The 240-nt window shown below is 71.2% G+C and carries 1 protein-coding gene; it reads left to right on the forward strand.

Features of this window, described 5'->3' with window-relative positions:
• Nucleotides 1-240, forward strand: a 240-nt coding sequence (locus HMPREF0072_RS11650) for a hypothetical protein (RefSeq protein WP_211204250.1), incomplete at both ends; no start/stop codon positions are given.

Consider the following 240-nt stretch of genomic DNA (forward strand, 5'->3'; position numbering starts at 1 on the left):
CCGACTATTTCTTCGAGGTGACGGCGGAGCACCTTGGCGCCGGTCTGGCACGGCTGATCGACATGCTCGCCCGCCCCTTGCTGGACATCGATGCGCAACGGCGCGAGCGCGAAGTACTCGAGGCCGAATACCTGGCGCGCTCGGCCGACGAGCAGACCCTGATCGACGCGGCGCTGGCCCTCGGCCTGCCCGCCGGACACCCCCTGCGGCGTTTCGCTGCCGGGCGCCGCGACAGCCTGG

Origin of the sequence: Anaerococcus lactolyticus ATCC 51172, from assembly GCF_000156575.1 — a bacterium.
Lineage (GTDB): Bacteria > Bacillota > Clostridia > Tissierellales > Peptoniphilaceae > Anaerococcus > Anaerococcus lactolyticus.